The sequence below is a fragment of the bacterium genome, from assembly GCA_023150945.1.
Classification (GTDB): domain Bacteria; phylum Zhuqueibacterota; class Zhuqueibacteria; order Zhuqueibacterales; family Zhuqueibacteraceae; genus Coneutiohabitans.
Window position 1 is genome coordinate 62940 of record JAKLJX010000016.1, and the last position, 26965, is coordinate 89904.

The 26965-nt window shown below is 57.8% G+C and carries 17 protein-coding genes and 1 pseudogene; 3 read left to right on the top strand and 15 right to left on the bottom strand.

What is annotated here, in order from left to right:
- Positions 1-64: 64 nt before the first annotated feature.
- Positions 65-403 (bottom strand): annotated as a pseudogene (locus tag L6R21_19445) (hypothetical protein).
- 104 nt (positions 404-507) lie between these two features.
- Entirely contained in the window at positions 508-1356 is an 849-nt protein-coding gene (locus L6R21_19450; protein MCK6561376.1) for a hypothetical protein, read from the bottom strand.
- A 736-nt stretch (positions 1357-2092) separates the two neighbouring features.
- Here L6R21_19450 and L6R21_19455 point away from each other — a divergent pair.
- On the top strand, positions 2093-2572 hold the full coding sequence (locus tag L6R21_19455; GenBank protein ID MCK6561377.1) for a DUF1203 domain-containing protein: 480 nt from the start codon (positions 2093-2095) through the stop codon (positions 2570-2572).
- 72 nt (positions 2573-2644) lie between these two features.
- On the opposite strand, the gene L6R21_19460 is transcribed toward L6R21_19455, so the two are convergent.
- On the bottom strand, positions 2645-3301 hold the full coding sequence (locus tag L6R21_19460) for a hypothetical protein (protein MCK6561378.1): 657 nt from the start codon (positions 3299-3301) through the stop codon (positions 2645-2647).
- 245 nt (positions 3302-3546) lie between these two features.
- Positions 3547-3777, bottom strand: coding sequence for a hypothetical protein (locus L6R21_19465; protein ID MCK6561379.1), 231 nt, complete (start codon positions 3775-3777; stop codon positions 3547-3549).
- A gap of 493 nt (positions 3778-4270) precedes the next feature.
- Between L6R21_19465 and L6R21_19470 the strand changes: the two genes are divergently transcribed.
- Entirely contained in the window at positions 4271-6946 is a 2676-nt protein-coding gene (locus L6R21_19470) for a long-chain fatty acid--CoA ligase (GenBank protein ID MCK6561380.1), read from the top strand.
- A 168-nt stretch (positions 6947-7114) separates the two neighbouring features.
- Here the strand turns inward: L6R21_19470 and L6R21_19475 are convergent, their stop codons facing one another.
- The 11 genes from L6R21_19475 to L6R21_19525 all read right to left on the bottom strand — a co-directional run bounded on the left by L6R21_19475 (position 7115) and on the right by L6R21_19525 (position 26596).
- Positions 7115-7915, bottom strand: coding sequence for a DUF3800 domain-containing protein (locus tag L6R21_19475; GenBank protein MCK6561381.1), 801 nt, complete (start codon positions 7913-7915; stop codon positions 7115-7117).
- Positions 7916-8101: 186 nt separating this feature from the next.
- Positions 8102-9781: a phosphodiester glycosidase family protein gene (locus L6R21_19480; GenBank protein MCK6561382.1), complete on the bottom strand. Its 1680-nt coding sequence runs from the start codon at positions 9779-9781 to the stop codon at positions 8102-8104.
- Positions 9782-9839: 58 nt separating this feature from the next.
- Positions 9840-10382, bottom strand: coding sequence for a hypothetical protein (locus L6R21_19485; GenBank protein MCK6561383.1), 543 nt, complete (start codon positions 10380-10382; stop codon positions 9840-9842).
- Positions 10383-10412: 30 nt separating this feature from the next.
- Positions 10413-10757, bottom strand: coding sequence for a nucleotidyltransferase domain-containing protein (locus L6R21_19490; protein MCK6561384.1), 345 nt, complete (start codon positions 10755-10757; stop codon positions 10413-10415).
- Complete coding sequence (locus tag L6R21_19495; GenBank protein ID MCK6561385.1) at positions 10721-11131, bottom strand: HEPN domain-containing protein; 411 nt, start codon at positions 11129-11131, stop codon at positions 10721-10723. Before L6R21_19495 ends, L6R21_19490 begins: the two co-directional genes overlap by 37 nt.
- Before the next feature lie 90 nt (positions 11132-11221).
- Positions 11222-21724, bottom strand: a complete 10503-nt coding sequence (locus tag L6R21_19500; protein MCK6561386.1) for a LamG domain-containing protein — start codon at positions 21722-21724, stop codon at positions 11222-11224.
- Between the two features lie 361 nt (positions 21725-22085).
- Positions 22086-22472 (bottom strand): HEPN domain-containing protein, encoded by a 387-nt coding sequence (locus L6R21_19505; protein MCK6561387.1) that lies wholly within the window; start codon positions 22470-22472, stop codon positions 22086-22088.
- Complete coding sequence (locus L6R21_19510) at positions 22453-22773, bottom strand: nucleotidyltransferase domain-containing protein (GenBank protein ID MCK6561388.1); 321 nt, start codon at positions 22771-22773, stop codon at positions 22453-22455. The genes L6R21_19505 and L6R21_19510 overlap by 20 nt, the downstream gene beginning before the upstream one ends.
- Positions 22774-23277: 504 nt before the next feature.
- Positions 23278-23676: a DUF1905 domain-containing protein gene (locus tag L6R21_19515; GenBank protein ID MCK6561389.1), complete on the bottom strand. Its 399-nt coding sequence runs from the start codon at positions 23674-23676 to the stop codon at positions 23278-23280.
- Between the two features lie 252 nt (positions 23677-23928).
- Positions 23929-24564 (bottom strand): tetratricopeptide repeat protein, encoded by a 636-nt coding sequence (locus L6R21_19520; protein MCK6561390.1) that lies wholly within the window; start codon positions 24562-24564, stop codon positions 23929-23931.
- Positions 24527-26596, bottom strand: coding sequence for a tetratricopeptide repeat protein (locus L6R21_19525; GenBank protein ID MCK6561391.1), 2070 nt, complete (start codon positions 26594-26596; stop codon positions 24527-24529). The genes L6R21_19520 and L6R21_19525 overlap by 38 nt, the downstream gene beginning before the upstream one ends.
- Here L6R21_19525 and L6R21_19530 point away from each other — a divergent pair.
- On the top strand, positions 26561-26860 hold the full coding sequence (locus L6R21_19530) for a hypothetical protein (protein ID MCK6561392.1): 300 nt from the start codon (positions 26561-26563) through the stop codon (positions 26858-26860). The two genes, L6R21_19525 and L6R21_19530, sit on opposite strands and share 36 nt — an antisense overlap.
- Positions 26861-26965: the final 105 nt, after the last annotated feature.

Consider the following 26965-nt stretch of genomic DNA (forward strand, 5'->3'; position numbering starts at 1 on the left):
TCACACGACCGGTGGCACCATCGCCGACGCGGCAGACAGTGCTGTTGCGATCGACAAAGCAGGCAATCCCACCGCAATGCTGCGCGAGATGTTCGAGCGCCCGGCACAAACGCCGCAGCTCGGCTGGTCTGAACATGAGCCAGTCGCTGCCCGACGGGGAACTCTCCGCAGAAAGCGTCTCGCTGAACAGCTCGTAGTCGGTTTCGAAATCGGTGATGCTGATGCGCGCTTTGGATACGCCGGTCGAGCCGCCGGTTTCGGAAACATAAACAGGTTTGCCAGCGAGGCCCTTGGGAACCCAGCGCCGTACTGGCCCGCCGCGCAGCCATTCGTCTTCGCAATGGCCAAGCCGTTTCAAATCATCGTAGCCGTGAGTTTCTTTGCACGGATCGAAATCCAATTTCAAGCATACGCCTTTGCGCACACTTCGATTTTACACATGCTCTGGGCATCATGGAGGAGACTCACCGCAAGTCGCTCAGATGGTAATTTTGACCATTATCCACATCAGGACCTTTGCCGAATCGCCGCTTGGAAATCAGGCATTGTCGCGTACTTCACAAACGCCAGCGTCTGCTCGATGATCGCGCGCGTTGCAGCATTGTTGTCCCGGCCCTCAAAGGCATGACGTCCAGTCGGGTGGTTGAGCAGCGTCACCGGTGCGTTCTGCGACAAGGCAAGAGACGAGGCTCTTGCAATGGCTGAGTTCGTACGTTCGGAGTCCAGCCCGGCACGAATCCATAACAACGGAAGATCGCGGCGGAAGCTTTGGATATCGGCGCTGCCGTAGTAGATAACTGCGGCTTTAATGGCGGATTGCATGGTATCCTCAACCGCCGGCAGCGCAGCCCAGGCAGCGCCTGACGCGGCATATACCGCAATCCTGGCCGGATCCACGCCGTATTCTGACGCATGTTTAGTCAAATGCGCGACGAGGCGCTGAAAGTCATCTCCCGAAGCTCGCACCGGCGTTGTAGCATTGCCAGTGCCGGGCTCGGCGCGGAGGTCCGGGACGATGGCAACGATGCCGTTGGCAGCCGCAATTCGAGCCCAGCTCTTATACCAATCAGATTCGCGCAAGGATGCTCCTTCGGCAGGCCAATACAATGTGTAAAAGATGAGCGCCGGAGAACCGGCGGAAGCAACATTGGGGCGATACACGTCCATCAACAGGCTGATCGTATCTGTCGTGGCAAAACGAATGTCTTTTAACACGCGCACGACGTCGGGCGAGGGCTCAGGGAAATGCAAAGGCCATTGTTGCGCCGACGCCTGCCCGACAACTAGCAAAAGCAACGTGCAGAAGACGAATGTGACCGCATTGGAATTTTCTGCAGAACGATGTTGCCCGGACATGAAACACTCCATTTTTCTGCGTCGGTGACAGATGAAATTCATCTCGTATCTCTGTCGAGCCGCTGTTTTTGATCTCGCTTACTGCTTGGTTTCTGTCAAGACAGAAGACACCCCACGAATGTTCAGAGATATCTTTGTCCGGTGCTCCATCGTCGGAGAGACCTGCACGCCACTTGGCGTTGTTATCGTTGCCAGCCTGGAAAAGAAAATGCGATCGATCGAAATCACTGGACTGGCATGCGCGAACCCGTGCATGACGATTTTCAATCTTATTCTCACTTTGAGAAGTCAACTCTGATCGATGATTACTTCACAACCGCCACCAATAAAACGCCTTCGAGAAAGAGCCGCGCCGCGTTTCAAGATGACGATCGCATGGATTCGGCTCGATATTTCTTCCGCAAAGCGAGCCGTAGCCCAAATGCCGCACGATTCCGGGAATATACGCGAACGAGGCAAGAAAATCAGTGAGCCAGCACCGCAGCCACTTCCTCTGTGAGCGATTTGTTGAGCATCGCGAGGATGCCGTTGGATTCGTGATCCGCTGCGGTCCGTGATTCTCATTGCACACGCGCCGCTCTTTCCATTTCATGCCCGCCGCCGCGCCGTCCTCGTCCCGGCCGGAAATTGCACCAAGACAGCAAGAAACGGGTCACCTAACCGCGCGGTATTCCGTATCCTCGCGCGAACAATTCACCAAAACGCTGCCACCTGCACCCGCAAAGGAGAATTTCCCATGAGCAAATTTCGCATCGTTCCACTTCCGGCCGAATTGGCTGCCCGAATCCGCCAATCGCGCTGGGATGATTTTGGCAATGCCGTCATCGAACAGATCGCCACGGGCTACGGCCCCTGCCGGCTCTCGCTGCAGCCTTTTGTGCCGGGCAAGGATCGGCGCCTGCTCTTCAGCCACTCGCCGTTCACGCAACAGAATGCTTTCAATCAAAACGGCCCGGTGTTCATTCATGCCGAGCCGGTGGAACCCTACGGCGACCTCCACCGCTTCCCCGCGGCGATCAAAGCGGACAAGGTGAATTTTCCCCTGGCGCTGCTGGGATACAGCGCTCAGCAGCGCATGGTGTTCACGACGCTGGTCGGCGAGGCTGACGTGGATGAATTGATCGCCCGGATTTTTGCGGAACATCCGGAGGTGGAATTTCTGCATGCCCGCAACGCCGAGGCCTGCTGTTACATCTGCACAATTGCGCGCGCGTGAGCGCCTGGCGTGACGGCGGCAGGCAGGCGCGGATTTGCCGGTTCGCCGGCAGAATCAAACCGCCGGCTGCGCTCAGGCCTGCGCCGGCCTGCGTCTCGCCACCAGCACCGCGAGACCGCCGAAGATCAGTCCAATCGCCACCGTGTACACCATCCAAAAAGTGAGCTGCGGCACCAGGCCGATGACCACCCATTTCGGGAAGGCTGCCATTCCGGCGGGAAAATTGGGCGGCGCCACATCGTAATGCGTGCCCCAGTTGCCCATGATGGCGAGAAACATGATGATCACCACGGGAACGCGCGCGGCGAGGCCGTACGCAAACAGGGAAGTGAAGAGCGCGGGCCAGGCTTGGCGCAAGAGGAAAAGGCCGGCCGCCGCACCCACCACGCCGAGGGTGGAGAGGAGCCAGACGTTTTCTTTTGCCACTGCCAGCGCGAGCATGAACACGCCGGCATAGACTGCCAGGCCCAAGACCGCAAAGCCAAAGAGGCGGCCGAGGCCCGCGGGAACCGTGCCCGCCCGGTGCAGTCGCCAGGCAAAATAAAATCCCATGAACGGCACCAGCCAGGAGATGCCGATCAAAGCGCCGCCGCCGCCGGCGCTCTTGTTGAAGAAAACCGGCGACCAGTTCAGCAGCTCGCCGGTCAATCGCAGCAGTGTGAGGGCGAGGGTGATCAGCGCTGGAACGAAAACCAGATTGCCAGTCGATTCTTTGTGCAACGGACTCATGATGACCTCCACGGCTCGGGCCGGATAGTTTGAACACGTCGGACTGCTGGGATTGTATATAGAAACACGATTTCTCGGCGAATCCGTTCAAATCGCAGGCAGTGCGCCCAATTGCTCCAGCAGGCCGAGGGAGCGGTTTGTTCCCGCTCCGGCTCGAGCTTGCCGTCCTGCGCTTCGGACGACAAGCTTCTCTGAGGCCTTCGCCATGTTCGGAAACCTGCCCCACCGCGAGGCGGACTTTGTCATCATGAATCGCCGACGAGGCATATTCGACTTCCAGTTTGCCGGCGCGCCACCGCCATGCGTTTTGGTAGCGCCGCTGTTGCGCCGCCGTCGAGGCACACCACCCGGGCCATCGCGCTGTTGTCGAGATTCTCCTCGCTGTGGCAGGCATGGAAGAGATTGCCCGCGGCGACATGCGAAGCACCGATGGCGATTTTCGAAAGCCTGAATTGCCCCGGCGCATTCGCCGGCACGCACTCTGACCGCGTACATCGCGCTGTCTGCACCCTCGGCCACGAGCGGGCACCTGCCATTGATGGGGGTGATCGCGGGAGAGGAACGGTAGGGATCCAGCGGCGTTTGGGTACGGCCGCCGTGCGCCGAAAAGCGGCCGAACTCTTCAGTGAACGAGCGTGACCAGAGCATCTTGCCGTCACGATTGTTGCAGATTAGCATGCCGCCCACACCGTGCGCACAAACATTGCCGGTTTCCGGATCGCCTTCCAGGCTCGCCCAACCCACGTGGGTGGATGGCGCTGTGGTTTGAAAGACGTTGAAGCGGTGCTCCCGCAGCAGCCTGCCGCGCAATTCGATGTGATTCAGCTTCGGTGCAATGGGAAAAGGTGGCCGCAGAATAGAGAACCAGGATCGCAAAGTCAAGCCTGGAATAACAGCCCGCAGGGCCGCGGCAGTGCCCCGTGTACCCGCCTTGACATTGCCGCCGATTTTATTTATTCTCCGCACACCATGAATTCCCGCAAGCAGAGTTTGATCGACGCCGATGATCTCTTCAGCCAGCTCGATGCCAAGACCGGCTCGTCGCTGTGGATGGGACGCTACACCGAAGAAGACGTGAGGGCGGCCCTAGAGAAGAGCGGATTCCTGCCGGCATTGCGCGCTCAAGGCCTGTGCCAGATGCTGCTGCAGATCGAGCCGCTCGATCCCTTTCTGCAAGCGCTGAAGCTCTACCATCGCGAGGTGACGCCGGAGCAATTGCTGGCGGAATTCCGCGTGCGCGAAACCGTGCTGGCACCGCGCCGGCGGCTGGCCGACGGTTTGGGCGACCACCTGCCGCGGGTGCTGGCCATCGAATGGCTGCTGCTGCAGAATCCGCATGCCGGCTTCACGCCCGAGCGGCCGGTCCTGCCGGGGCAGCGGCATCCCGGGTTGGGCCAGGCCCGGCGCGTGCTCAAAATGCTGGTGCAGCTCGCCAAACGCCTGGAGCTGGAAGCGGTCACCAATTTCCCCGAGTATTATCACAACGCCATCTTCTATCAGCACGACTTTCATTTCTATGATCCCGCGCGCGAGGGCATGCTGCACGCCCTGGCACGCGACTGTCGCGGTCGCACGTTGACGGAAATTTCCTGGGCCATCGATCTCGGCTGCGTCGAAACTGCCGGCGGTGAGAAATTCCATTGGGAATCGGATCTGCAAATCCTGCCGCTTTCTCGGCGCCTGGTGAAATACTTTGAGTCTGCCGCCTATCGCCGGCAAGCCGAGCAAGCCCGCGCCGCGTGGCATTTCGCCATAAACGAGAACCGGCTGCAAACGCTCGCACCGCCGGCCGGCCGGCCGCGCCGGTCACAACCCAGCACTGTAGCAGGCCATGATCATCGCTCTATCGGAGGAGAGGGTCACATGCCATACTCGACGATTTATGAGATGTTGCATCACCTCAGCGTCCAAAATGGCAGCAAACCGGCATACCGCTTCAAACGCGACGGCCGCTGGCAGCAGGTGAGCTGGCGGGAAAATGAAGCGCGCTGCCGGCAGATCGCCCGCAGCTTGATGGCACTTGGCGTCAAGCCGGGCGACAAGGTGAATATCCTCAGCCAAAGCCGGCTGGAGTGGGTGCAGTGTGATTTTGGCATTGTCGCCTGCGGCGGCGTGACCGTCGGCATCTATCCCTCCAACCTCGCGCCGGATTGCGCCTATATTTTCAACCACAGTGACGCGGAAATCATTTTCGTGGAAAACGCCGATCAGCTCGCCAAAATCTCGGCAGTGCGGGCGGAGCTGCCGCGGTTGCGGCACGTTATCCTGTTCGACGGGCCGGGCAATGCGGCGCAACACGTGTTGAGTTGGGAGGAATTTCTCGAGCGCGGCCAGGCGGTGAGCGAGGCGGAATTGGAACAGCGCGCGGCCGGTATTCAACCGGATGATCTGGCTTCGCTGGTCTACACCTCCGGCACCACCGGCGTCCCCAAAGGCGTCATGCTGACCCAGCGCAATCTGATTTTTACCGCGGACTCGGCCAGCCAGTGCCTGCACCTGGAAGGCGACATGGACACGCTGATGTTCCTGCCGCTGGCGCATGTGTTTGCGCGGCTGGTGATCTATTTTTGCCTTTACACCTCCAAAACCGTTGCCTTCGCGGAAAGCATCGAGAAGGTCGCGGAGAATCTGCAGGAAGTCCGGCCGCACTTCATCGCGAGCGTGCCGCGCATCTATGAGAAAATCTACACCAAAGTGCTGGCCAATGTGCAGGCCGCCGGCGGCCTCAAAGCCAAACTGTTCTATTGGGCGTTGGGCGCCGGCACCCAGGTCAGCCAATTGCAACAGCGGGGGCAGGCGATCCCCGCGGGACTGGCGCGTAAACACCGGCTGGCCAACAGACTGGTGCTGCACAAGGTGCAAGCCGCGTTCGGCGGCCGGCTGCAGTGGGCGGTGTCGGGCGCGGCGCCGCTGAACAAAAGCATTGCGGAATTCTTTCACGCCTGCGGCATTCTCGTTCTCGAAGGCATCGGCATGACCGAGAACACTTCCTTCACCAACGTCAATCGCTTCGCTCACAACAAATTCGGCACGGTGGGGCCGGTGGGTCCCGGCATCGAGATGAAGCTGGCGGAGGACGGCGAAGTGCTGTATCGCGGCCCGAACGTGATGCCGGGTTACTACAAGAATCCAGAAGCCACGGCCGAGGCCATCGATCAGGAAGGCTGGCTGCACACCGGAGACATCGGCGCGATCGACGAGGAAGGCTTTCTCAAGATCACCGACCGCAAGAAGGATTTGATCATCACCGCGGGCGGCAAAAACGTCGCGCCGCAGCGCATCGAGCGCATTCTGCGCACCTCGCGCTACATTAACCAAGCGGTGGCGGTGGGCGACCGCCAGAAATTCATCACCGCGCTGGTCACACTCAACCCCGAATACGTCGAGCCGTGGGCACGCAGCCAGGGCATTACGTTCAAGAGCATCGACGAGCTGGTCGAACATCCCAGGGTGCTGGCGCTCATCGAGGCCGAGGTGCAGGAGAAGAACCAGCAACTGGCCTCGTTCGAGAGCGTCAAGCGTGTGCGCATCGTGCCGAAGGATTTCACCATCGCCGGCGGCGAGCTGACGCCGACGCTCAAAATCAAACGGAAAGTGGTGACGGAGAAATACCAGAAGCTGCTGGAAGAGATGTATGCGGAATAGTTTGTGGTGGTTTGCAGTCGATTGAAGCCGTTTGTCGTAGCGCCTTTAGGCGCGCGGTGAAATTTCTTCTTGCAAGTCTTGAATATTTTTCTACTCTATTAGCAATCCGCTTTGCGGAGGTGGATCGCCCGCAGGGGCGAGCGTAAGGGTGTCTCACACGAGGCACCCTTATTTTCTTGGATACAGCACCCACCCGTAGCCTTCCAATCGATGGCTATAAAGGTGCCGGTTGAATTTGACGTCGACCACCTGCAGAAGGCGATTGGCAAACGGCCCCAATTCCTCATCAAGAAGGCCTTTTTGCTTTAGAACCCATTGTTTCACAGGATGGCCCAAAAGATCGGCCAATTGCAGACCTGCAACGTTGGCAGCTTTCGGCTTGAGCTTCAACTCACCGGAAGTTAAGGCTGCTCTGAAGACATGTGCACCGGTCATCCATGCACCGCGTTGGTAGATCCGCGCATAAGACTCCTTCAAAAGGCGATCCTCTTTCCCGCCACGCGACTCAGCCATCACGTCGCCCATTCGGCTGATATGATTCAGATACCCGGCAAAACGCTGCAATAGGAATCCCAGGCCCAAATGATAGGGATGGGCTGCGGCGTCACCGTAGCTATTGCGCAGTGCCTGCTTGTCAATCACCACTGCCACCAGTCGACAATCGGCGTCTCCGACTATTCGCAATAGTTCGTCATCAAATTGCGCTCGTTTTGCGTGATCACGCAGACAGGAGAACGCCCGGCGTGCATTCAGAATGTCCTCACGATGCAGGATGACAGGTTCATCTGGGTGATGCGGTAATAGGTGTGCCTTGAAGTCTTCCAAAGCTTCATGCCACCGAAGGTAGGCCGGGTTCTGAAACCAGCATCCCAACAAACACAGAAACCGATGGGGTGGCTCATTTGTCTCACGGAAAACGTGATCGCCCGATTCGTCGACATAGAGTCGAAAACGATCTTCAAAGCGCACTGGGCGTGAGGCTGAAGTTACTGGGGAATGTGTCGCCACAGAGATGACTCTTCATTCGCTTTGAGTTGTTCTCACTCCGGCGCCGTTCAGCTTGGATACGCCAATTCGTGCCGTTGGGAATTCGTCCAGTAGAGGTGAGGGCATTCGCGCCATGAGAAAATCGAGTTGTTGGATTCTGCTTTTCGCCTACTGCAACACCATCAGACTCGTGCGCCACTCGCCCTCGGCCGCAGCCACGACGATCACATACCTGCCCGCCGGCAAACGGTGCCACGCCAGCGGCACCTGATTACTTCCCGCCTGTCCCCAAGCAGCCGCGCGCGTCACCGTCCGGCCGAGCAGATCCAGCATGCGAATCTCCACCGGGCCGGCACGGCGCAGCGAGAAGGAAAGCCGCACTTGCTGCCGCGCGGGATTCGGATGTGCCTGCACTGCATAGTGGCGGGGCGGCGAGGCCCGCGGCGATTGCACGGCGCTGCTCGGGCCGGTGCGCACCAGGCGAATGGCGTCCACGCACACATAAGCAGGCGAAGCCGTACCGGCCGCCTGGTCCGTCACCACCAATGAGTCTCCCGCCGCCAGCTCGAATTCCCCCAGCACATTCCACTTTCCCTGCGTGGTCAAATCGCTTTGGTCCACCCGCACCAGCGAGCTGTCGCCATTGTGAAAAATGAAAAACGGCGTATTGGTGGCGCGATTGCTCGCCGGCACCCACCAGGCCGCGGCTTCATACTCGCTCGCGGTCAGATTGCCGAAGCGAAACACTGCACGGTCCTGACCGGCACCAACTTGGTTCAAGCGCGCTTTGGTAGCGCCGTAGAACGGCGTATTGGCGCTTTCGAACCAGGCGCCGCGCTCGCGATAGCAGCAGGAATCACCGGTGTCGAAATAAAGAGTCTCGCCCGGAATCGGCGGCTCGCCTTTCTTGGGCGCGAGCACGAGTGCGGACGCCACCTCGCGCGGCGTGCCATCGGAAGGCCGGTTGATCAGCGTCTGCCCCACCACCAGCGTCGAAGAGCCGCCGCCATCGAGATTCACCGCCTCGACCGCGCCGAGCGCCAGCATGAACTGCGCCAATTCGGTCAACGAGGCGCCGCGACTCGCGACTTGGCGGCCATCCACCACCAGCAGCAACAACAGGCCGCCGGCCGTGTAACCTACTGCCGTGCGAGGATTCTGGTCTCCGATGTTGCCGATGCCGGAGCCGAAGAAGACTTCCTCCTCCCAGGTGATGCGCACGCTGCCATTGTGAATCAATACCGGCCCGCCGCCAATGGCATTCCACAGCGGCCAAGGCGCGCCCTCTGCCGGAAAAGTCGCGCTCGGCTGCGGCTGGGGCTGACCTTGTTTGTTGGGACTCGGATCCGGGTAGGCAAAAGTGACGCCGGCCACGTCATAGATCCACGCCACATCCGGCGTGCCGTCCCGGAGCAGGCCGAACGCCGAACGCGTGGGATAGAAGGTCACGCCACTGCGATTCAACGCGCCGATGTTGGGCGCAAGCACGACACCCTTGTCAGCGACCATGCTGAAGGACGCGGTGGTGCTGCCGCTGCTGCCGAAATAGCCGCCGTTGATCGCGATCCACGACTTGGCGCCGGCGGCAAACTGCGGAACGGTTTCCTTGCCATCGCTCTCATCGGAAAGCAGGGCTTGCGCCTGCCAGGTGGTGTCGCGCAAATCGGCGCTCACATACCAGGCGTGAATTGGAACGGCGCTGTTGCTGGCTTCACAGACGCGTAGGCTGGCCGGCAGGTTGGCGTTGAGGTCCGCACGCGGAGTCCAGTTCAAGGTGATTTGCGCCGGCGCAGCACCAGCCAGCAGGATGACCAGGGAAAGCAGGGGAAACACTCGGCGGGATGACATGATGATCTCCTCACAGATCGCAGTGACACACACAAAGTCTACGATTCACATTAAAGATTCAATCAAGTCGCAAGCGTTCGCCGGCGAACCGCAGACCGGCTTGCGCCAGCCGGCGGCGGTGTTGCCCGCCGGGCGGCAGCATAACCTTGCCCGAAGCCACCCAGATAAATTCGCGCGGCAATTCAGCGAGGGCGGGGGCGGCCGCACGCAGCCAGTCTCGTAACCACTCCCGTTTCTTGAGCACTTCATCGAGGTGAGAGTGTGAGGCGGGGTGAACTTCAATCCATTTCACCTCGTCACGACCGTCTTGCAAATGGATGCCAACCGCATAGTCCCAGAGCGGGGCATTGCGATGCGCCATCAGCAGCGCCTGCTCGAGCGCGAGGCTGCCGGCAAGCATGCGCGAGTTGCGGCAGCGAGTTCTCTCACGATCTCTTTTGGCCAGCGCCTGCAATCCTTTGTTCAAGCGCACACCGTTCTCGTCGGTGTTGGTGGTGCGCAAGCGAACTTGCCAGCGGTCTTCATGCAACTGTCCCAGCGTGAAATTGCGGCGGCCTTGATCCGCCGAAAGCGTGACGATGCGGCCGGGACTGCGGTCCACCGGAATGCTGGTGGCGGGTTAAAACAATCATCACGACAAGACTTCATTCGTAATGGGAATCGCTTCATTTTCGACGATTTCTTCCCAAAAAGCCGAGAGCTCACGCTGTTGTACTTCTTGCGGAGTGAAGCCATACGCCTGCACCGGCTCGGGAACTTTGCGCCGCGCCAACCCCAAGATCTGCAGGCGTTCCAACAAGTTTTTGCCGGCAAAGCTGTCCGATAAAACGATAATATCGATATCACTGTCGGCGTGCGCCTCTTTCCTGGCATGCGATCCATAAAGCAGAATTTGCTGAACCTGCACACCATTTTCTTTCAGCGCGCGAACATAGTTACTCACAGCATGGCGATACGAGGATGGGCTTTGAGCCATTGCAAAACCTCTTCGGTTTCTTGTAGAACTTTCGCGGCATAGTCGTTGGTATAAACTGTCAAGCTTTGCTGTAAATCCTCTGGATAACGAGTCGGGATACTGGCTTGATTAAGCTCCAAAACGATGCGGTTCAAATCTTCCGGGATTATTAACCCGGCGCGATCAGCCAATCGAACCAAATCATGAATTTTTGGAGGAAACTTATCCTCATGAAGCTCGACATGGGCTTTGAGCGCCTTTTCAAGGGTTAGATGACACATGAACACGACATACAGATAACGGCCGGTTTTCAGCATGTGCTTTGCCGTATCCAAGTCATAATCTGCGCCGGCAATCCAATTGCGAATGGATTTTACTCGTTTTTCACGATCCATCTTTGATTCTTCATGAGTTGTTTTGCAGCAGAACGCCGTGAAAATAATCCTAATTTTCACGATAGTCAAGGCGGTAAACCTGCTTGAGTCTCACACCCCCGCCTCGAAATTCTTCTTCACCTCCGCCGCGGTCAGCGCGCGGCTGTAAATCGCGATCAACTGCAACTCGCCGAGCCACGGCCGGTCCAGCGACAACTCGTTGGCGAGCGCGAGCTCGAAATCGTCCCAGTTGCTGAAATCGCCGGTGAGGCGCGGCCGCGTGCTGGGCGCGGGATCGACGGCGTTGAGATAGAATCGAATCGTACCCGTGGTGCGGCGCGTGTAGACCACGTGACACAATTCCGGCACGAGATCGATGTCTTGATAAGCCGGCTGGCCGTTGTTCAAGCGCACACCGTTCTCGTCGGTGTTGGTGGTGCGCAAGCGAACTTGCCAGCGATCTTCATGCAACTGTCCCAGCGTGAAATTGCGGCGGCCTTGATCCGCCGAAAGCGTGACAATGCGGCCGGGACTTTGATTATCGGGAATGCTCGCTGCGCGCTTGATCCAGGCCTCAATCGTGATTTCATTCGCGGATTTCAACGCATTGATCAAGCGCATCGCCGGACCATTGGATTTGATGATCGTGGGTTGAACAATGCGCAGCCCTTTGTTCAGCCATTGCAGCGGTTGACTGTTGTTGCCGATCTGCTGCAGGCGCAAATCCAACGGTGCGCCGGCGCCAGCCACGTCGTGAATGACGCTGCCGCTGCCTTCATCAAACAAATACAACGCCTGCAAGCCCTCAGTCACGCGCGGCGAAGGCAGGACTTCGACATTCACTTCAGCGCTGACCGGCGGCGCTTGCGGATAATCCTTGGCCAGCAATTGCAAAACATAATTGCCCGGTTGCGAGAATCTCGCGGTAGTGTAGGCCGAGCTGACATTGCTGAATTGCACGGAACCCGGGCCGCTCACTTTCGACCACGCGGCGGTGACCCGTCCGGGAGGATCAGGGAAGCCGTCATCGCTGATCGTGCCCTCCAATTCCGCGACCGCCGGCAGTGTGATCTGCACCTCCGGTCCGGCATCAACCTCGGGCGCGGCATTTGCCGTGAGTTGTACCTGCACTTCGCTCTGCAAATTGAAATGCGCGCCGCTGATGGCGACGGTGAGCTTCAGCACGTAGACGCCGCTTTTCGAAAAACTCGCGGTGGTACTGAGCAAATTCGCGTCAGCGAATGCCACGTCGCCGGGGCCGCTGACTTTCGACCATTGCCGCGTGATCGCGCCCTCGGGATCCGCGAGACCCGATTCGATGATTTCACCGTTGAGAGTTGCCGCATCAGGCAAATTGACAATTGCTTCGGCGCCGGCGCGAATATTCGGCGCTTGATTCACGAAAATCGTCGCCGCGGCGGTTGACATTTGATGGCCGTTGTGCACCGACAATTGCAGAACATACTTGCCAAAAACCGTGAAGTTGACGTACGTGCTCAATGCCTGCGGATTCGCGAACACGGCTTGTCCCGGACCTTCGAGTTGCGACCAATTCACCGAGATGTTCTTCGGCAGGGCCGGATCACCCAGGCCGTCGTGCGTGATCACACCGTTGAGTTCCGCCACTGCCGTGGGCAACGCGAGCCACTGCGTTGAGCCGGCATGGAGACTCGGCGCTTTATTGACGACAATCCGCAGCTCGTCGCTGGCGGAAAGTTGTTCATCCGAAGCCGTAAGGCGCAAAACGAAGACGCCGCTGTCTTCGAAGTTGGCTTGCGTGTTCAGCGCATCGGGATTCTCAAAAACAACATTCGTCACCCCGCTCACCTGCGTCCACTTCACGCTGATTTGCTCGGGCATCAAACGATCATCCAACAAAAAGCCTTGCAGTGTCGCGGCACTGGGCAGGTCGAGAGTTTGATCGCCGCCGGCAAAAACAATCGGCGGCAGATTCGTGTCCGCGCCGAATTCGAAATTCTGCTGCACCTCCTCGGCGCTGAGGGCGCGATTATAAATCGCAACGAGATGATACTCGCCGGACCAGGCGCGATCATATCCCGCGTTTTCACCGACTTCATTGCCCAACGCCAGGCGGTGTGTGCTGACCCAATTCGAAAACGCGCCAGGCAGACTGCGCTGCGCAACTTCTTCACCATTCACGAACAAGCGCAACACACCCGAGGCCGTGCGCGTGATCACCACGTGCATGAGAGAATCGGGCATTACCGCGCCGCCGGCCAGCGCTTTGTCGCCGGCGTTTTGATTGGTGGTGTCGGTGCGCACCGCGGCATAAAATTGCTTGCCGCGTTGTCCCAAAGTGAAATTGCGAATGGCAGGCCCGCCGGAGAATGTCACAATGCGCGCCAATCCCGCTTGATCTTCTATCGCGGGTTTGAGCCACGTTTCGAGTGTCAATTCATTTGAAGATCGCAACGCGTTGAACAAGCGCGTCGGCGGCTGCGCGGTTTCCAAAATCGTTGGCTCTGCCAGCGCGAGGCCGCCTTCGACCCAAGTCACGCCGCTTTCGGGAAGCGCGAACGGCAACGGCGGATCGAGTGCGGCAATGTCGCGCACCGATTCGCCGCTGCCTTCTTTAAAAACGTGCAGCGTTTGCAGGCCTGGCGTGACGCGGCCGGCCACGGAAATCACGACATCATCACTCGCGGTGAAAAAGCCGTTATTCGCCGTGAGGCGCAGCAAATACGGCCCACTTTTCGTGAACGTGGCGGTGGTGGCCAGAGCGTTTTGATTCGCAAACGTCACCTCGCCCGGCCCGCTTTCCACCGACCAAAGATACGTGAGCGTGCCACTCGCTTCCTCGCCCAGCCCGGAATCCAACAATGCACCCTGCAAAGTGGCCGTGTCGCGCAAGCGAATCATTTTATCAGCGCCCGCCGAAACCTGCGGTTCGCTGTTGACGACGACAATGAGATCATCGCTCGCCGCAAACAGCCCGTCATTCATCGTGAGGCGCAAAACATATTTGCCGCGACTGGTGAAATGCGCATTGGTGACCAGGCTGTTGGCATCATCGAATGTGACTTCGGCAGGCCCGCTAACCTTGCTCCACACGATCAATAAATTCTCCAGCGGCTGCTGGCTGTTGATCAATGTGCCTTGCAACTCCAGCGCGCTGTTGATCGCAATCGTCTGCGGGTTATCCGGGCCGGCATCGACTTCCGGCAGCAATGGCGCGCCACCATCGACAAAATCACCTTCGCCGCTGCCGAGCAGCAACGTGTCTTCGGTAATGCCGAAGTACAAACTCATGTATTGAATAATGGCCTCGGTGTGCGGCTGCAATTCGGGATGGTACGTCTTGATGGTCTCGCGAATCGCGCGCGAGAATTCCGCAAAATTCGTGAGCTTGTTGGCCACGAACGGTTCGAGCAGCTTGATCAACTCATAATTGCTTTCGATATCGAGCGCCTTGAGCGCGCTTTCCAGCGGCGGCGCGGTCGGGTCGCTAAAATCCGGCAGAATGCGGCTCACGAACGTGACGCGGTGCATCACGCGCCAGCACGGCGGTTTCTTGCCGGATTGTTGCGCCTCGCGCAGCGCGGCGGCGTTGGGGTCATCGCTTTGCGCGATCCAAATCGGATCCACGACTTTGTTGAAGAACGCGTCGAAATTTTCGGGCTTGGGCTCGAGATAAAACGTCATGAAGCGATACGCATTGACTTTGCCCGGCCATCTTTTGGGTTTGGGATTGTTGGGATCGCTGTTGTCCATCACGATCTCGCCCTCGGGCGTGCGGAAATAAATGTTGCGTTCCACGCCGCTCAACTCGGCGTTGACGCCGAAGGTGTTTTCCGATTCTTCACTCTTGGTCACAGTGAGATTGATGTGGCCGCCGAACATTGCCTGCACTTCGAACTTGGCCGCGACTTTGAAGATCGTCGTTTCTATCGACAAGCGCCCGCCGGCCTGGCCTTTGAAAGAATACGATCCTCCCATGGTTTCCTGCAAAACATCGAAAGTCTCCTGGGTCTCGGCAAACATGCCGCCATCCGAAGTCCACACATAGGTGTTGACGAGATTGCGTTTTTCGATTTTGGGGAGATTGTTAAGAATTTTGCCCTCCGCCAAATCCTTGCTCGAAAAATGTAACGCGTCTTGCCGCCGGCCTTTCGCGCCCGCGTCCCATTGCTCGTAAAACGCGCGCAGCGCTTCCTCTTCGCGTTGAATGCGATTCTTCAACGCATAGGCCTCGATCGGTTTGAAATAACTGCTGTCGGGACTGTAGGTGAGCGCGTTGGGATAATCGACGTCAGGATCGAAACCGACTTTGCCGTCGAGCGTGCCCTGTTTGGTATAATGCGGATTGATGGGAAATGAAATAATGTTCCAATCTTTGGGAATGTCGGGATTGGGCCGCATTTGGTACGATACCAGCGCGTTGTTGTGCGCCAGCCGCAGCGCAAACACATCCGCGGTTTCGGATTGCACCAGCGCGAAGCCGACGTTATCCGGCACGTAACGCCGTCCCACTTTGGGATAGGGATATCGAATGTTATTGATGTTCTCCACGATGCCGCGCAATTCGAGCTTGCTGGTTTTCGTCGTGGTTTTGCCGCGACCGATACTGGCATCCTGCAGCCAGCCCAGGCTGTGCTCGAACGTGGCCTTGATGCCGCCGGTGATGTCAGCCTCCACCACCTCGGTGAGTACGATGGGAAACGCCAGAGCCACCGGCGTACTCACAAACTCCTGCGTGCCGCCGCCGAATTCCGCCGCCAATTCGACGTTCATGTCGAAGCCGCGGTCGCGCTCGGCGGAATATGTGAATGTGGTTTTCTGCGCGTCGGTAATCTCGATCGCGGTGGCGCCGTCATAATCCGTGAATTCCTTCAACACATAATCGAAGAAGGTGAGATTCTCACTCGGCGCCGGCGGCGGGCCTTCGATGAAGCCGATCATTTCGGGATCGAATTGCACCTGGCCGATCCATTCCGTCACCAGATTGCCGACTTTGAAGCCGGTGATCAAATGCCATTGCCCGTTGCGCACCAGCGCATAGCAGCGTTTGAGCACGCCGATGAGATTGCCTTCGACGTCGTACTGCAAATCGCCGTATTCCTGCGCCGCGGGCCGGCTTTGCAAAATGCCGTTGAAGGGCGTGCGCAATCCCGCCAGCGCGCTACGCACTTGCGGCGCATCTTCGTTGATCGGCGCAGTGGAAAACACATACAGCGTGTCGCGCAAAGTCAGATCATTGCCGCGAAACGAATGATCCGTGAGTTGCCCGGGCTTTTCCGCATCAAAGGTGTAATACGCGATCAACTCTTCCTTCTCGCCGAGCAGGCGGGTGAAGAGATTATCCTGCACTTGTTCCTGCGTGCGCGGCATGCGCCAGATGCGCACTTCCTCCATCTCGCCCTGGAAGAAATTCTGCACCGTGCTGTTGCCGAGCGCGCCCAGCGTGAATTGATCTTTATCCACCGGAAAGCCGCTCGCGTTTTTGAATTCCGTGGCCACGGTTTCGCCGTTGCGATACAGCGTCAAGCGTGAGGCATTGAATTCGGGATTCTTGATCCATTCAATATTGCCCTTGAAACGCGCATGATTGCTGCTTTTGGAATCAAAGCCGATGTTGCCCTGATTTTCTTCGAAGCGCCACCAGGAAACCAGGCCTTTTTCGTTGCCTTTGAGATCGACGCCAATATTTTCCGGATCGCGCGCCAAATTCCAAATGCGCACTTCGCTGATCACGCCTTTGAAGCGGCCTTCGATGAAACCCGGCAGAAACGCGCGCCCGATTTCGAACGGGCTGCTGCTGCTGCCAATCTCGGGGCCTTCATATTTTCCCGCGCCGCACGCCACCATCGCGCCGGCGTCATTCTTTTTGTAAAATGTGATGTCGTGCCACTGGTCGACTTTCGTGCCGGTGAGATTGCCGCTGCCGTCGCGCTGTTCAGTGGTCACGACTTGCTGCTTGCGCGTCACCGCGAGGCGCGTGAAATAGCCGCGCCGGAACGCATTGGCCTCCGAGGTGAAGACGTGATTGCCGTTCTCCACATCTTCAAAAGCAAACACAATTCGGTTGCTGTCATCAGCGTAAAGCGTGCAGGGCGAATTATCTTCCGTGCCGTCGTCAATTTTACCCTTGCTGAGAATGCCCAGCGGATTTTGATTCGCCGCTTGCAGAAATACTTCAATAGTCATATCCCCAGCGATATCGAGCGTGCTGTCTGCGCCGCAATCGAGATAAGAAGAGCCGTCAAAGCGCAAAGCATACGATTGATTATAAGCTGCGGCGAGATGCGTCCAACTGCCCGCGGCAAACGGCTCTTTTGCTTGCACGAATAATTCGCCGGCGCCGGCGTATGCGGCATAGCCCGGCAACGGCGAAACCGCAAGCTGCGGATTGCCGTTTTTCGTGCTTTCATGATTGTGACGCGAATAATCGCGCGCATAACCCGCTTCAAAATGCCAGTAGCCGACGAGATCGGTTTCATTGCCGCCAAGCTGGCGATTCATGTCCGCCTGAATTTCGGCTTGCATGCGTCCGCGCTTCCAAATGCGGACGTCATCGATTTCACCTTTGAACAGCCGCTCTGGCACGCCGCCGCGGCTGCCGATGGCCCAATCCGCCGGCACCGGCAGCGCGCCGGTGTTCTCGTTTTGCGAGGCGACTTCCACGCCGTTGCGAAAAAGCCGCCATGCGCTGCCGTCATAAACGCCGGCAAGATGAACCCAATTCAAGCCGGTGCGATCCGCTGCCGGCATTTCAAATGCCACGAGATGATTTGCGCCATTCCAGGAACCGGCTTCATAGTAGAATTTGCCGTCGCGCTGCAGAATGCGCAAGAATACTTCGGCGTTGGGATTGTTGGCGTAGCCGTGCGCAACAATGTTTTGAATCGTGTGGCTGCTTTCAATCGTGGGTTTGATCCAGGCCTCGATCGTGATCGCGCCCGCGAAATTCAAGGCTTCGTGATTAGCAATGCTGACGTAGTCATTCACCCCGTCAAAGCGCAGCGCGGATCTCAACTCGCGCCGTTCCAAGCCCAGGGCATAGCGCGAACTCGCCGAACGATGTTGAATGATCTGGCCGCGATTCTCGATCACCTGCGGCCGCACCCAGGCTTCGAGCGTCACATCCCCGTCGGCCGCGAATTTTTTCAGATCGGTTTGACTGGTGGAATTCAGATGCGCATAACTTTTTGCGCCGTCAAACGCCAGCGTGTGGCCGGGCGCTGCCGCAGTCCACAAGCATGAAATCGTATTGCCGCTGGCCAGCTCTTGATCGATTTGCACCTCGCCGGCTGCACTCAACGCGCCCGACAAAATCAGCAGCGAGCCGTTGCTCAAATCGCTGGGAATCTTGTTGGCGCTGGCGTGCTGGCCGTAATCATATTCAATAAAAAAGACCGGCACTTCCTCGCTCGGCGCGCTGGTGGCTGTGCTTTGCACGAAAATCGTGGTCGCGCCTTTGGCGGCGTTTTCCAAAACCGTCATGCGCAAATCGCCGGCGCGCAGCGTCATGCCTTTTTCCAACGCACGTCGGCTGCCAGCAGAAATATCCACAGCCTCAATGCGGCCTTCATTCACCACAATCGCGCCCGAGCCGAGATAGGCGCGCTCATTCGCCAAACCGTTCAGCACTTTCGCGAAGCGCTCGGGATTGCGCGGCACGTGCCGCCAGGTCTCGACGATTTGATTGCCGTTTTTATCTGCCGGACCCGTAATGATCGCCGTGCAGGTGGCATCGTCGGCGCCAGCGAGAACGTTGATCTTGAGCTGATCCATCTCCGGCTCAGTGGAACGCGCGACGCACAGCAGGCACTCGCTGCCGCGTTCATCGACGAGACGATATTGCGGCCGCTGCGTAAGCGTGTTGTAATAGGTGACGAAGAATTGATCATCCGTGCCGCGAAAATACAGCGCGAGCTTGCCGGTAGCGCTGTCGAACAGCAGCGGCGCTTCATTCGTCCACGCGAATTCCAGCAAGCCGCCGGTGAGGCTCAAGCCGAGGGGATCAGTGAACACCAGGGCCATGGGCGCGGCGACACCTTCGTTGAGCGACACGCGCAGCTTGTCCAAATCGGTTTGCTTGCTGGTGAGCAGCGCTTCCTTCTCACGGCGCTGCCGCATCTTGTCCTGGCGTGTGGTGCTAAGGTTCGTGCGTTCATCGCGCAAGACCTGTGTTGCCGTTGCCACCGCATTTTCTGCGGCAATACGCGCCTGCGTGGCGGCGTTGAGCGTTTGATTGAAACTCGAATTGATTTGAATATCGAGACTCGAGATGATATCGTTCCAATCGTTGCCGACGTAGCTGGTGTCCGAGGTAAACGTTCTCGATTTGCCGCCGCGATTGGCATGTTCGTACACTTTCGCTTGCAGCGCTTCCGACATTCTGATCGAAGAAATGATGTCATTGAAGCCGCGTTCGCGCAAATCGGTGTAGCCCACGAAGCCGCCGCCGAATTGCCCGCCGTTGCGGCCGTAGGAAATCACCCGTCCGCGAAAACTGCTGTGTTCGTACAGCCAAACCCGGCCGTTGGTCAGCTCTCTTTGCAGGTTTTGCTCGCGGCTGCGCGCTTGCGCCAGAGCCGCACGCTTGTCTTGCAGATCTTGAATCTTATCATTGATGCGCGCGCGTTCGCCAAAGCGAATGTCGGTGACGCGGCGGTTGCCGGTGTTGTTGATTGCTTCATTCACAATATCGATCACACCGTTAAGCACGTCGATTTCATCGGTGAAATTGACAATGTCGTTGCGCAGACCCAGCACTTCCTGCTCGGCGGTGCTGACTTCGTTGAGCAGCTCGTCGATGGTTTTGCCGCCGAGCGAGGGCCGCGCAATCACCGGCAATTCCAAATTGTCGGGCGTTTGCGCCAGGCGGCCGGTGTTGGCCACGCCGAAATCGAGCGCCGCGATTTCTTTGTTCACGCCGCCGCTGCTTTGCGTGGCCAGGGTCAACATCACACGCGCGCTGTGTTTGAGCGGCTTTTCTTTGCCGTCGTAACCGCCGGCGGTTTTTTCCTGGTGATAATACAACAGCGCCGCCGGCCCGGAGGCAGGCTCGCGATTCGCAATGCGAAAACTGCCGCGCTGCAATCCGGAATTCTCGCCAATCGGCGCATCAGAAGTGACCCACTCGCCGCCGTGTTTGGCGCCATTGACGGCATTGTCGGTTTGATCGTAAACCGTGTCGCCCGAGGCTTCATCAAAACGCCAGTAACCCACGAGTCCCGGCTCCAGGCCGGTGAGACGCATGCGCCGATCCGCCTGAATCTCGGCTTGCAAGCGCGGGCGTCGCCACAAGCGGATTTCATCAATCGTGCCCTGCAGGGAATTGCCGTTCGGCTCGCCGAAATAACGAATATTGCGCGCCGCCGGCGTTTTGCCGGCAAGCGATTCGCGTTCCTCCTGCTTGACGCCGTCGATATAGACCTCGGCTTGATTCGTGCGATGCCGTTCTTCGCCGTTGACGAACACGCGATACGACTCGCCGTTGAACGTCACCGCCACATGATTCCACGCATTCAACGCGAGAATGTGATTGGTAGTGAATTCATACCATTTTTCGCCGTCGCCGAATCCCGCGCGAATCGACCGGCCCTGATACGTCCACAATGAAGGCGCGGAATTCTTATCGCGGCCATTGTCGGTGAGCAACGCCTGCACGCCGTCGGCGCTGGTGGGATAAAGCCAGGCCTCTTGCGTGAAGGTTTCACCGAGGTTCACGCCGCTGCCGAGATCGATATGCCAGTTGCCGTCATCAAAACGCAGCGCGGATTCGGCATGGCCGCCGCTCATCGCCTCTTGCGAGCCGCGGGTGTTGAACAAGCCGTCTTGCGCGCGCTCGATGTTGAAAGAATCCAGCGCGCCGGTTTTGCCGTTATGCGAAAAGATCTGCCAGCGCTGCACACCCACCACCTGCGTCGGCAGCAGCAGCGCGGTGAAACGGCCTTCGGTCAAATTACCGATGAAGCGCAACTCCTGCGTCGGCTCGAAAAAAGGATTGTCCTCCATATCCTTCGCGCCCAGGCTGTCTTTGCGGCTTTCCGGCCGGGTTTTGCTGCGGCTGCGCTGGTAGCGGACTTCCATTTTTGTTTTCAAATCCGTGCCCGCCAGCACAAAGCGATCGACGAGCAGCGTCGCGTCGACGATGGGCACGGGATTGCCGTTGGCGTCTTTGATGGGATTGCCGTCGGCATCGAGTTTGAACACCATGTCCGCATGATTCGCGTCGATCGCCTGCCGGAAGATGAACACGTGCCGGCCGTCGGAGAGTGCCTGAAAGGGCGCATCCGCGGTGAGGCGCGCCGTGGTGGAGAGAAACAAATCTTTTTCATCCTCGCGCACGCGCGTGCCCGGCGCTGCCGGCGTGCGGCTGCCTTTCTTCACCGCGGGCAGCAGGGTTTGATCGGCCACACCCACGCCCACTTCCGCAATTTCATTGGGAAAGAACAGTTCTTTGGGATTGCCCAGCCAGTAGTTGACGTCGAGGGGCGATTTGATCTCGGTGTTTTCGAGATCCAAAACCGAATAGAAAATGCGTCGTTCGCTGTCCAGCGCAAAGGCGATGACCGTGCCCTTGTGGCGCACCATGGTGACATGCTGGTATGTACGATTGCTGTAGGTTTTGATGAACGTGTTCAACATCGGCGGGGCTCCTCGGTTGTCGGTTCGAAACAATCCTCATCGACCGGAGTCGAGCGAGACGGGGAATCGATCGGCGATTTGTAATCGCGGAGAAAAGCAAAGGCTTTTGTGTGCAGATTCAACGAAGCGAGCGGATTACACTGCCGGCTTGGGCGGCTCGCTTCGCAAAATCCGCTTGGGCAAAACTCGGGGTTACGGCAGATGCGGATTGGGGCGGCTTTTGAGGTGGAATCAAATGGGGGCAATATGCAACCGCACCGGCTGGATGTCAAGGCATTTGTGGCGGGGTGTGCAGGATAATGCAAAAAAATAAAATTTCCAGCGGGGGTTGAATGCGTCTTGTCTTAACACTGTGGCGGAATCAAACTTCCAATCCCAGCGCTGCACGCGCCACGCGCCGGAACAGCCGGCAGCGTTTGCGCGCCTCCAGCGCGGTTTTCCGGTCGGCGGATTCGCCGGGATAGCGAAAGGTTACGGCAAAATCGGTGAGAAATCCCAAATGCTCACGAAAGGCTTCCCAAAGAGGTTCGACGGCCAGCGCCAGATCAAGCAAGGTTACCAAATCGTGAATCTTGGGAAATTCGATTTCGGCTTCACAGAGCCTCGCCTTCAGATACTTTTCAGCGCATTGCTGGGCATGAAAACAGAGGCCATCATAGTTCGGCTTTTTGCGCGCGCGGGCCTCGCGCTCGACCATGGCGAAATCGCCTTCGGCCTTCATCACCCATTCATGCGTCAGCGGCTTCATAGAGCACTTTGCCCTTCATTAAGATTTCACGCATGAACGAATCGCCCATATTCAAGCGCTCCTGCACTTTCTCAGGAGTACGCACCAACAGATCCATCGGGAAAGGCGGCCTCACCTTGAGTCGAATCTCGACAGACTTCTCAGCAGAGCGACCTTGAAACGGCGTAATCACCAGCAAATCCACGTCGGAGTCCGGCGTCGGGTTTCCGTAGGCGTAGGAGCCGAACAGAATGATGCGCTGCGGCGAGAATTCTTTGCCGATGCGCTGTGCGACTTCCTGGATTTGCTCGAGGGTGGTGATCATCGGGCAGCTTGGCAAGCTTTGAAATTGAGAGTTTCGGGCGAGGGAAATATGCAATCCTGGCAAACCGATGTCAAGGTAATTGTGGCGGGTCTGATGTTGCGAGGTTGATTGGGAGAAATCCACCGGGCGGGCGCTGGCGACTGACGGAAATTGCCGCGAATGGATGCCTTTCAACTTCAAAACGAGCGCCCGGGCGATTTACCCAGCAAGGCAATTTGCGCCGGGATGACAGACAAAACAATCTCGTTATCGCCCCGTCCTTGATTTTTTTAGCAACTGCCACAAGATTCTGGCCTCGACTTGCCGCTCACTGTTCAAATGCAACGCCGCAACCGTCGCTCGTCCAACGGCAGTACGCCCGATCATTCGTGTTTTGCTGTGATTCCAGGCAAAATGTGTTTGCCATTTGTCGCGGCGAGGATTGAAAAGCCGGGCAGATTTCTTGCGGCGAGGATCGAACGCCATTTGCTTTGTAGAGGTTGGCGACCACGGCCCCCAGACCTATTTTTTTCGGCGGGTGGTTTTCACCGCCGAGGATTTCTGGCGACGGGAGGTGTTCAAGGAAGTCACGGCTTTGCGCTGCAGCAGTTTCCCGCGCTTGTCAAAAAGCCCGGGATATTGCCGTTGCGCGAGTTTTCTGGCGTATGCCATCGCCGCGTCAAATTCGGCATGCGCCAGCGCAATCAACTCCGCTTGTTCCACAGGCGTCAGAACGCGTTCATCTTTTTCGTGCAGCAGCTCAGCGTAGCGCGCTTTGTCATTTTGCCCAGCGGGCGGTTTGAGCACTTTGATGCTGACGCGAACCTGGTCGCCAGGGTTGAGGCCAAGTTTTTTTTGTACGGTTTGTGCAATCGGCAGCAGGCCGTCTTTGCGGAGAACAGAAGTGAAGTTGGCTGTCATGGCGAATCACCCACGCTAAGTTTGCATTCAGTAATTTTGGCGCAAGTTACGCGCGGCATCCCTAAAAGTCAAGCGGCAGAGCGCCTCACAGCATGGCGTTGTTTGAACACCGCCCGGGTGATTCCCACCGCCCGGGCGGTTCATTGAAATCGTCTTTGTCCTCGCCCCTTGTGGGCGACTGATTCTGCACGTTTCATTGCCCCGCAAGGGGGCAGGGCTACGAGGAAATCCATCGCCCGGGCGGTTGATGCTTTATTGGAATTGCCGCAGCAGCGCTTCGACTTGGCTGGTTTGCGGGTGGCCCAGTTGTTGGCCCACGGCTAGCGCCTGTTCGAGCAGGGGCAGACCCTGTTCTTTTTGGTCGAGTTGGCAGAGCAGATTGCCGAGATTGAGTGAAACATTGAAAAAGCCCTCAGCATTGTTGGTTTCATGGCAAAGTTGCAGCGCTTCGCCGAAGGCTTGAAGTGATGCTTGAAGCTGTTGATTTTGCAGATAAATGTGGGCCATGTTGTGCAAAGTGGGGATCATGCCCGCGCGATCGCCGATTTCTCTTTGAATCGCCAAACTCTTTTCCAAATACTCCAGCGCCTTGCCGTAATCCCCGCCGGCATAAGCCGTGGTTGCAAGATTGTTCAGCGTCGTGCCCTCGCCCGCGCGATCGCCGATTTCTCTTTGAATCGCCAAACTCTTTTCCAAATACGCCAGCGCCTTGCCGTAATCCCCGCCGGCATAAGCTGTGGTCGCGAGATTGTTCAGCGTCGTGCCCTCGCCCGCGCGATCGCCGATTTCTCTTCTTATCGCCAAACTCTTTTCCAAATACGCCAGCGCCTTGCCGTAATCCCCACGTTTATCATAATACCGGGCTAAAGTTGTTTGGGCGTCCGCCATCACCTCCAAATCCAAGATCGCCGATTTCGATATAAATCTCTAAACTTTGCTGCAAATAATTCAGCGCTTTGGCGTAATCCCCGCACGCTTTAAAAATCTCGCTTATGTTGCTTAGTGTTGTTCTCTCACTCACATGATCACCGATTTCTCTTTGAATCGCCAAACTTTGTTGCGCACATTCCAACGCCGTGGCGTAATCCCCCCGCGCTTTAAACACTTGGCTAAGGTTGTTCAGCGTCGTGCCCTCGCCCGCGCGATCGCCGATTTCTCTTTGAATCAACAAACTTTGTTGCGCATATTTCAACGCCGTGGCGTAATCCCCTCGAGCTCTAAACACTTGGCTGATGTTGTTCCGTGTCGTGCCCTCACCTGCGCGATCACCGATTTCTCTTTGAATCGCCAAACTCTTTTCCAAATACTCCAGCGCCTTCCCATAATCCCCACGCGCATAATAGATTTGACCGATGTTGTTCAGCGTCATGCCCTCGCCTGGGCGATCCCAGATTTCTCTTCTCAGCGCCAAACTCTTTTCCAAATACCCTAGGGCATGCCAGTAGTCCCCATGCGCACAATAGATCTGCCCAAGGTTGTTAAGCGTTGCGCCCTCGCCCGGACGATCATCGATTTCTCTTTGAATTGCCAAACTTTTTTCCAAATACTCCAGCGCTTTACTATATTCCCCACGCGCTTTAAACCCTTGACTGATGTTGTTCAGCGTCGTGCCCAATTGTTGTTTTTCCTCTTTGGACTTGGCTGACTTAACCAGTGCTTCCGCCAGCGAATAAAACTGCAAAGCAGATCCGATTTGACCAAGATGATGTAAAGACAAACCTAGTCGATTAAGTGCCCACCAAGGTGTGGTTTCGCCGCGGCGCTGTATAAACGGCAACAACAGGCTGACAACGCGGTCAAATTGCTGCCAGCGATGAAAGTTGCTGCTCAAACTCTCCAGCATCTCATCGGCCTCCTCTTGCAAGTTCGCCGCAGTAAAATGCTCGAACGCCGCCAAATCGTCGCTGATCAAGCAGGTGAATTTCTTACCGGCAAAACGCCAGTAGCGGCCCAACCGGGCATGGGTGTCGCGTTGCACCTCCTTGCGTAAAGGCTCGCGGTTAAGCAGTTCTGCCACCAACGGCGGCACCCGGTAGGTGGGCAGGTCTGTCCCGAACGCGTGGGCCGTTTCCAGCAAAGCGTAATTGTTGAAATGCGTAATCGCAGTTTCGAGGTGATCGTTCTCATCCCACAGGGCGTACAAGCCGTCGATGATCAGTGGTCGCGGCTCCAAGGTGAGGCGCTGCAAAAGCAATTTTTCCGCCGGGGTGAGCGGGGCGATCAGCTCGTCGAACACCGGATCACGGCGCATGGCTTCGACCACGGTTTGCAGTGCGGCCCGCGGGGTGTCTCCCGGCGGCTGCAAACCAACAAATTTTTGCTGCAACCGTGCCCAGGTTTGCTCGCGCGCGGTGAGCAAGCCGGAGAGCCATTCGATGCTGCGAAAGTTGCCGCCCAGAGTTTGGTACATCTCCTTTTTGTCTGCAGCGGCCACGGTTTCCGGCCAGGACCACTGGCGCATGAAGCGCAAAATATCGCCCAGGCTGGCCTCGGGCAATTCAGCGGGCGCGGTATTTTTGAGCTTGTCGCTCTCCAGGGCATAGCGGCAGGTCAAGAGCGTCCACACCGGCCCGGAGAGGCGCTGCGCTCCGGCGATTAGGGCCTCGGTGGGCGCATGCTCCGGCAAAAAACGCCGGGTGGCCAAGCCCAGACAGGTTTCGAGGTTGTCAAAGATGAACAGGGTGGGCGAGGCGGCCAGGGCGTCGAGCATCACTTCCAACCGGTCGAGCGGCTGATTCAGAGTTTTCCAATTCTCGATTTGATTTTTGTTGGCGGTTTGCAGAAAAGGTAGGCGCAATTGCTCTTCGATGGCAGCCAAATCGAACGGCGGGGCAAAGGCAAAAATTTGTAGACCGGGGTTTTCGCGGCGCAGGCGCAGGCTAAAATGGCCGGCGAGCGTGGTTTTGCCGACCCCGCCCATGCCGTAGAGCAGCAGATGCGGGGTTTTGGCACCCGCCCAATTGCGATAATGCCGGCGAATGGCTGCGCGCCGGCCAATAAAGCCTTCTTGCGTGAATGCCAGCTCGCCGATTTGCACTTTCTTCTGCAGCAACCGCGGCTGGGGCTGAAAAGGCTTGCCGCCGTCGAGCAATACCGGCTCCGCCTTGCGCGAGTAGAGCACTGGAATGCTCCACTGCTGGAAGACTTCGATGAAAAGCTCATGCGGCGCTTTGGCAGCGCCTGAGACGGCGCCGGTCACTTGCTGGCGCGCTTCGGTGACGGCGCAATCAATGGCTTTACCCATAGCAAGGGCGCTATAGAAATGTCCGGCAAAATGGATGGCAGCATT